Source organism: Polaromonas sp. P1_G4, assembly GCF_056405475.1.
On the sequence record NZ_JBFUCA010000188.1, the window covers coordinates 1 to 7513 of the forward strand.

The following is a 7513-nucleotide window of genomic DNA, read 5'->3' on the forward strand; positions in this document are numbered from 1 at the left end:
GAGCAGGTTTGGACAGGCGACAGAGGCGTAGCGTCTCGCAAGCCGCGGCCTGCAAGGCCTCGTGAACCACACGAAGTGGGGAGCGTGGGGGCCACATTCTCAGGCTTCGTTGTCGGGGCAGGCCGAAGGCTGGGCCTTCTGGAAGGCCGGCAGCGCCATACAGGCGTCGAACGCGGCCATGGTGCGAGGCAGTCTGTCAAAACTCACGTTAAAGCGTTTGGCATTGAATATCTGCGGCACCAGGCAGCAATCAGCCAGTGTTGGTGTATCGCCATAGCAATAGGTCGATGCCGGCAATTGCGCCAGCTGGCGTTCAAAGGCCTCCAGGCCTTCGCGGCACCAGTGCACATACCAGGCGTTCTTTGCAGCTTCGTCGAGCTTGAGTTCCTTGACCAGGTATTTCAGGACGCGCAGGTTGTTGATGGGGTGGATTTCGCAGGCGATGGACTGGGCCAGCGCGCGCACCTTGGCGCGGCCCACCGCGTCGGCGGGCAACAGGGCCGGTGTGGGGTGTTTTTCATCGAGGTATTCGATGATGGCCATGGACTGCGAAAGTTTTTCACCGTCGACTTCGAGCAGCGGCACCAGGGTGTCGGCGGCCAGGGCGGCGTAAGACGGCTGCTTGTGCTCGCCTTTGGCGATGTGCACGGGAATGTAGTCGTAGCTCAGACCCTTGATCTCCATCGCAATACGTACACGAAACGACGAAGAAGAGYGGAAATAGTTGTGGAGTTTCATCTCTAAAGCATAAACGATGGCCCCCACGGTCGCGCACTTCGTGTCACCCCCTGCCCCCCGAGGGGGCGCTGCGCCTGCGGCCCGGCAAAGCCGGTTCCGCGGCCCCGGCTGGGTTAGATACATCCCCGCCGTAGCGCACTTCGTGTGGCTTCAAGCTGAGCTGGTTAAGCGACCATCAGTGGCAGGGCAATCGCGTGGGCGACTGACGCGCGGGCAGTCCGCCACTACCATTGCCTTTTTGCATTCGCCACTCCCGGAGACACCCATGAGCGCCATCGCCACCCTAGCCAACCACCAGATTCGCCTGGCAAGCCGTCCCGTCGGCCTGCCCACCCGTGACAACTGGAGCTTCACCACCGAGCCGGTCGCCGAACCCGGCCCGGGCGGCGTACTCGTCAAAACCCTGTACCTGTCGCTGGACCCGGCCATGCGCGGCTGGATGAACGACGCCAAGAGCTACATCCCGCCGGTGGAAATCGGCGCCGTGATGCGCGCCGGCGGTGTAGGCAAAGTGATCGCCTCACAAAACCCGGCCTTTGCCGTGGGGGACTACGTGAACGCCGCTCTCGACGTGCAGGAGTACTGCCTGATCCCGGCCGACCAGGTCAAGCGCAGCGGCATGTTCAAGATCGACCCGCGCCTGGGCCTGACATCCTGGCTCAATGTGCTGGGCCTGCCCGGCATGACGGGTTACTTCGGCCTGCTGGAAGTCGGCCTGCCCAAGGCCGGCGAAACCGTCGTGGTTTCCGGCGCGGCCGGCGCCGTGGGCCAGACAGTGGGCCAGATTGCCAAGCTCAAGGGTTGCCGGGTGGTGGGCATTGCCGGGGGCAAGGCCAAGTGCGACTGGGTGGTCAAGGAACTGGGCTTTGACGCCTGCATCGACTACAAGAACGGCGACGTGCGTGCCGGATTGAAGGAACATTGCCCCAAGGGCATCGACATCTACTTCGACAACGTGGGCGGCGAGATCCTGGACATGGTGCTGGCGCGGCTGGCGCGCGGCGCCCGCATCATCATCTGCGGCGCCATCAGCCAGTACAACAACACCACGCCCGTGAAGGGCCCCGCCAATTATTTATCGCTGCTGGTCAATCGCGCCCGCATGGAAGGCATCGTGGTATTCGATTACRCCGACCGCTACCACGTCGGTGTGGCTGAGATGGCGGGTTACCTCAAGGCCGGCACCATGAAAAGCAAGGAAGACATCGTCGAGGGACTGGACACTTTCCCGGAAACACTGCTCAAACTTTTCAACGGCGAGAACTTCGGCAAACTGGTGCTGCAGGTGGCCAAAGACTGAGGCCCGATGCGCCGGCTGCCGCCGGCGTTGGGTGCCGCTTACTTCGCATTGCGCACCAGGCGCACGACGGCCGCCGTGGCGCGCGGGGCTTCACCGGCGCTGCCGTCGCTGAAACCCACAAAGGTGAAATAGCCCGGGCCGGTGCTGCTCGATGTCCAGAAGCGCGCCACGGGCGTGCCCGGAAAAGCACTAKGATCTATCGCCGCCTTGTCCACGTCAGCCTCTCGTGCAGAGACGATGCTGGAGAGTTCTTTGAGAATCGGCAAGCGCCATTCGGCCTCCGGCGCGGAAGCCGCCTTGGCACGCGCGGCCGCATCGGGATGGTTCAGGAAAGCCGGTTGCCCGGTGCAGGTCTTGCCCTTCCAGACCATGCCTTCCGCGCAGCGCCGCCAGACCAGGCCGGTGCGGCTATCGGTGACTTCCTGGTTGTCTGCGGACACGCTGAAGCGCTCCTGCGCAAAACTTGCACTGGACAAAGCCAACAGCAAAAGGGAAAGACCCAAGGTGTGAACAGAATTGCGGTGCATAGAAATCTCCATGGCCGGAGTGGCCTCGCAGCCTTACGACTTGTTACCAATACTAGGCAAGTTATCTCGCTGCAACCATAGGGAACCTATGTAGGGGGTAGTACTTAGCACACACGCACTGTTTGTGTGCGGGCGCATTCAGGCGTCAGGGCTGATGCAGCTGGTAGTCATGCCCGAGCCCGCCACCATCAAGAACCTCCTGCGTGACCTGCTCAACCAGAAAATCCAGCAGCACGCGCACGCGCGCCGGCAAGCGGCCGCCCCGGCCGACAAATACTGCATGGATGGGTTCGCGCTCGCCCGGGTTCAGGCTTTCAGCCACCGGCACCAGGCGGCCCGCGTCAATGTCGCGGCCGACGTGGAACATCGACATGCGGGCCAGCCCGGCGCCCGCCAGCACCAGGTGGCGCAGCGCCTCGCCGTCGCTGGCACGCGCATAGCCGGTGATCGGCAACTGCTGAATCTGTCCGTCTACCCGCACCGGCCAGTAATGCATATTGCGTTTGAAGGTATGGGCCAGGCGCTGGTGCGCCTCCAGCTCTTCCAGCGTGCGCGGCGTGCCGTGTCGCGCCAGGTAATCAGGGCTGCCGACAATCACCTGCGCGGTATCACCCAGGCGCCGCGCCACCAGTTGGGACGACGCGAGTGCGCCCCAGCGGATTGCCACATCGGTGCGCTCGTCCAGCAGGTCGACTACGCGGTCGGTCAAGGTAATGTCCAGCAAAATATCCGGGAAGCGCTCGTGAAAGGCCGGCACCAGCGGCAGCAGCAAGCAGTGCGCGGTGGGCATGCTGGCGTTGATGCTGACGCGCCCGCGCGGCATGGCGCCGGCCGCGGCGCCGCGCTCGGCCTCGTCCATGTCGGCCAGCACGCGCGTGCTCTGCTCGTAAAACGTCGTGCCTTCGGGTGTGAGCTGCAGCTTGCGTGTAGTGCGGTTGACAAGCCGCGTACCCAGCCGCGCCTCCAGCCGGGTCACCAGCTTGCTGACGGCCGAAGGGGTCATGCACAGCTGCCGGGCGGCGGCCGAAAAACCGCCTTTGTCCACGACCTGGACAAAGGCCTCCATCTCGCCGGAGCGGTTGACGTCTATGCGGGGCATGATCTGGTATTTTTCGCGAATTACTGTGAATTGAATTCACAAATGATTGTCTTTATGACATTCTAGTCAAGATAGCACTTCGTCTCCACACTAAGCACATCCTCTTTTTAGGCGACTTTCATGGATGCGCGCAAATCACTCCCTTCACTTCCTTTAGGCCTTCTGGCCCTCACCGCCGGCTCCTTCGGCATCGGCACGACAGAATTTGTCATCATGGGCCTGCTGTTGCAGGTCTCCGCCGACCTGGGCGTCACCATCGCCTCGGCCGGGCTGCTGATTTCCGGCTACGCCCTGGGCGTGGCGGTGGGTGCACCGGTGCTGACGCTGGCCACGCGCAAGCTGCCGCGCAAAACCGTGTTGCTGGCGCTGATGGCCATCTTCACGCTGGGCAACCTGGCTTGTGCGCTGGCGCCGGACTACGGCAGCCTGATGGCGGCCCGCATCATCACCTCGATGGCGCATGGCACCTTCTTTGGCGTGGGTTCCATCGTGGCCACCKGCCTGGTCGCGCCCGAGCGAAAAGCCTCAGCCATTGCCATCATGTTCAGCGGGCTGTCGCTGGCCACACTGCTCGGCGTGCCCGCTGGCGCCTGGCTGGGGTTGCATTACGGCTGGCGCTCTACCTTCTGGGTGGTCACGCTGATCGGCTTGCTGGCTTTTGTGGTGCTGGCCATTTTTGTGCCGCGCAGCGCGGCTGAAAACGGTACCTCGACCATCCGGCAAGAACTGGCCGGCCTGGCCCGCCCGCAGGTTCTGCTGGGCTTGTTGATGACCGTGCTCGGCTTCGCCGGCCTGTTTGCGATCTTCACTTATATCCAGCCCATCCTCACGCAGATCACCGGCTTCAGCGAGGCGGCAGTGTCGCCCATCCTGCTGGTGTTTGGCGGCGGCTTCTTTGTGGGCAACCTGCTGGGCGGGCGCCTGGCCGACCACGGGCTGCGGATGTCGCTGCTGCTTACGCTGGGCGCGCTGGCGCTGGTGCTGGGCGTGATGGGCTTTGTGCTGCATTCGCCGGTGGCCACGGTGGTGTTTGTCGGGCTGCTGGGCGCGGCCTCTTTTGCCACGGTGGCGCCGCTGCAGATGCGCGTGCTGCAGCAGGCGCACGGCGCGGGCCAGAACCTGGCGGCCAGCCTCAACATCGGCGCCTTCAATGTGGGCAATGCGCTGGGCGCCTGGCTGGGCGGTTTGGTCGTCAGCAGTTCCTTCGGCCTGGGTGGCCTGAGCTGGCTGGCTGCGCTGATCACGGTGGCCGGCATCGCGGTCACGTTGTACAGCCTGTCGCGCGACAAGGCCGAGCCGCGCGCCATCCCCGTCATCTGCTGAGAGAACCACACCATGAACACATTTTTCATTCCAAAGCGGCGCGCGCGTCAAGTCCTTCTTTCATTCACGTTGCTGGCCGCCAGCGTTTTGCCGCAGGCGCGGGCAGCCGATGTCAACGCATGGACGCCAAGCTGGACGGCCAGCCCCCAGCCGATCTGGCGCGATGACTTTGTGCTGCCGCTGGGCCTTCCCGCCACGCTTCACGACCAGACAGTACGCCAGACCGTCCGGGCCAGCGTGGGCGGCTCACGCGTGCGCATTGTGCTGTCGAACGAATACGGCTCGCAGGCCTTGCAAATAGGCGCGGCCCAGATAGCGCCCACTGACGGAGCCGGCAAGGCATTGACCTTTGGCGGCCAGCAGACAGTCGCCGTACCGGCAAGCGCTGTCGTGATGAGTGACCCGGTCGAGATGCCGGTCGCGCCGCTGAGCCGCCTGTCGGTCAGCCTCTACTTCCCACAAACGACACCACTCACCACCATCCACTGGGACGGCCTGCAGCCCGCGCAGATTGCTGCAGGCAATGCCGCGAACGCGAGCGTCCTTAAGGCAGATGCCACGGTGAACAGCCGCCTCTTTCTCAGCGCCGTGCTGGTGGAGGCCGCACCGGGCACACGCAGCGTGGTGGCCTTTGGCGACTCCATCACCGACGGCGCGGCATCAACTCCAGGCACCGATCAGCGGTGGCCGGACTTCCTGGCGCGCCGCCTGGCCGGGGACAACGTGGCTGTCCTCAATGCCGGCATCTCGGGCGGGCGGGTTCTCAAAAACCACATGGGCATGAATGCGCTGGCGCGCTTTGAGCGCGACGTGCTGAACCAGCCCGGTGTCACCAGCGTGGTGCTGCTCATGGGCATCAACGACATCAGCTGGCCCGGCAGCACCCTCGAACCCAAGGAGCCCGCCATACAGACCGACGCGCTGATAGCCGGTTACCGCCAGCTGATTGCGCGCGCCAGAAGCCGGGGCGTGCGCATCGTCGGCGCCACGCTGACACCCTTTGAGGGCGCGCTGACCATGCCGGGCTCGCCGATTGCCAATTACTACAGCCCCGCAAAAGACGCCGTGCGACAGCGCATCAACGCGTGGATGCGCAGCGGCGAGTTTGATGCGGTGCTGGATTTCGATGCGGTGGTGCGCGACCCGCAGAACCCGCTGCGCATCCTGCCCGCCTATGACTCGGGCGACCACCTGCACCTGGGTGATGCCGGCAACAAGGCGGTTGCCGAATCCATTGACCTGAAGCTGCTGCTGGGCGAACGCTAATAAAGCGCCTGCGGCTTAACCACCGACGACCAGGCGCAAGCCCGGCATCAGGCTTTCGGTTTCGGCGCGCCGCTGCAGCGCCATGCGCATGTTCATCTGCGCGACCTCGGTGTGCTCCACCGCCAGCGCCTGCGCACGCGCGCCCTCCCCAGCCTTGAGCGCTGCAAACAGCATGTGGTGCTGGCGGTGCGCGTAGTGCATCCAGTCCCGGTCCTGCTCCAGCGTGGACTGCATGGGCAACATGGCCGAGGCAGACGCGAAGGGGAGCTTGTCGTTCAATTCGATCGCGCGTTGCAGTGCACGGTTGCCGCTGGCCTCCAGGATGAGCGCGTGGAAGCGGTCGTTCATGGCCGCATAGGCCGCGTAGTTGTCATAGCCCAGCGGGTTGGCCGCTAGCGCGCGGTCACCTTCATCCAGGCAAGACTGCAAATCGAGCTGCAGCTGGCGTGACACGCCGTGCTCAGCCACCAGCCGCGCCCCCATGCCTTCCAGATGGCCACGCACTGCAATCGCATCGGCCACTTCGCGCGGGGTGAACTGGCGCACCAGGTATTTGCCGGTGTCGTTGGCCTCGACCAACCCTTCCTGCTCCAGCGTGACCAGCGCGGCCCGCACCGGTGTGCGCGAGGCGCCCAGGCGTTCGGCCAGTTGCTGCTCGGCCAGGCGCTGGCCCGGCTCAAACTCGCCACGCAGGATCAGGTCGCGCAACTGCATCAAAACGGTTTCTTGCAAGTTCATGCCCGAGAATGTACACTGAATTTTAATTTCGGTATACCGTTTTGAGGTCTCCATGAACGCTGAACAGAACGAACTGCTCACCCGCATCACCGCGGGCACGCCCTGCGGCAAGCTGCTGCGCCAATACTGGCAGCCCGCTGCACTGGTGGATGAGTTCAATCCGGCGCTGGACCCGCGCATGGAAATCCGCCCGGTCAAGGCCTTGAAGCTGTTCGGCCAGGATCTGGTGCTGTTCAAGGACGCCTCCGGCGCATGGGGCCTGCTGGACCGCGACTGCACACACCGCGGCGCCGACCTGTCGTTTGGCCGCCGCGAAAGCGCCGCGCAAGGCGGCGGCCTGCGTTGCCCWTTTCACGGCTGGAAGTTCGCCACCGACGGCCGCTGCCTGGAAACCCCGGCAGAGCCCACAGGCAGCAAGTTGTGCGAACGCATACGCCAGCGCAGCTATCCCGTCATTGAAAAAGCCGGCGTGCTGTTTGCCTGGCTGGGCGACGAAGGCAGTACACCGCCGCCCTTCCCCGC

At 64.3% G+C, this 7513-nt stretch carries 8 protein-coding genes; 4 read left to right on the forward strand and 4 right to left on the reverse strand.

Going from position 1 to position 7513, the window contains the following annotated elements:
* Positions 1-99: 99 nt before the first annotated feature.
* A complete protein-coding gene (gene maiA, locus AC1D1X_RS11225) occupies positions 100-738 on the reverse strand; it encodes a maleylacetoacetate isomerase (RefSeq protein WP_477698288.1) in 639 nt (212 codons plus the stop codon).
* A 265-nt stretch (positions 739-1003) separates the two neighbouring features.
* Here maiA and AC1D1X_RS11230 point away from each other — a divergent pair, with 265 nt between their 5' ends.
* The gene (locus tag AC1D1X_RS11230) at positions 1004-2038 is read left to right on the forward strand and encodes an NADP-dependent oxidoreductase (RefSeq protein ID WP_477698289.1); all 1035 of its coding nucleotides are present in this window, start codon (positions 1004-1006) and stop codon (positions 2036-2038) included.
* Positions 2039-2076: 38 nt separating this feature from the next.
* Here AC1D1X_RS11230 and AC1D1X_RS11235 read toward each other — a convergent pair whose 3' ends face one another.
* Both AC1D1X_RS11235 and AC1D1X_RS11240 read right to left on the reverse strand, forming a co-directional pair.
* A complete protein-coding gene (locus AC1D1X_RS11235) occupies positions 2077-2565 on the reverse strand; it encodes an Lcl C-terminal domain-containing protein (protein ID WP_477698290.1) in 489 nt (162 codons plus the stop codon).
* Positions 2566-2710: 145 nt separating this feature from the next.
* Positions 2711-3664 (reverse strand): LysR family transcriptional regulator, encoded by a 954-nt coding sequence (locus tag AC1D1X_RS11240; protein WP_477669103.1) that lies wholly within the window; start codon positions 3662-3664, stop codon positions 2711-2713.
* A 120-nt stretch (positions 3665-3784) separates the two neighbouring features.
* On the opposite strand from AC1D1X_RS11240, the gene AC1D1X_RS11245 reads away from it, so the two are divergent.
* Positions 3785-4987 carry an MFS transporter gene (locus tag AC1D1X_RS11245; RefSeq protein ID WP_477698291.1) on the forward strand — a complete coding sequence of 401 codons (1203 nt, stop codon included), beginning with the start codon at positions 3785-3787 and terminating at the stop codon, positions 4985-4987.
* Between the two features lie 12 nt (positions 4988-4999).
* Positions 5000-6253 carry an SGNH/GDSL hydrolase family protein gene (locus tag AC1D1X_RS11250; protein ID WP_477669101.1) on the forward strand — a complete coding sequence of 418 codons (1254 nt, stop codon included), beginning with the start codon at positions 5000-5002 and terminating at the stop codon, positions 6251-6253.
* Between the two features lie 15 nt (positions 6254-6268).
* Here AC1D1X_RS11250 and AC1D1X_RS11255 read toward each other — a convergent pair whose 3' ends face one another.
* Positions 6269-6991: a GntR family transcriptional regulator gene (locus AC1D1X_RS11255; RefSeq protein WP_477669100.1), complete on the reverse strand. Its 723-nt coding sequence runs from the start codon at positions 6989-6991 to the stop codon at positions 6269-6271.
* A 52-nt stretch (positions 6992-7043) separates the two neighbouring features.
* Here AC1D1X_RS11255 and AC1D1X_RS11260 point away from each other — a divergent pair.
* Positions 7044-7513 (forward strand): Rieske 2Fe-2S domain-containing protein (locus AC1D1X_RS11260; protein ID WP_477698292.1); only part of this gene is annotated, 470 nt, incomplete at its 3' end.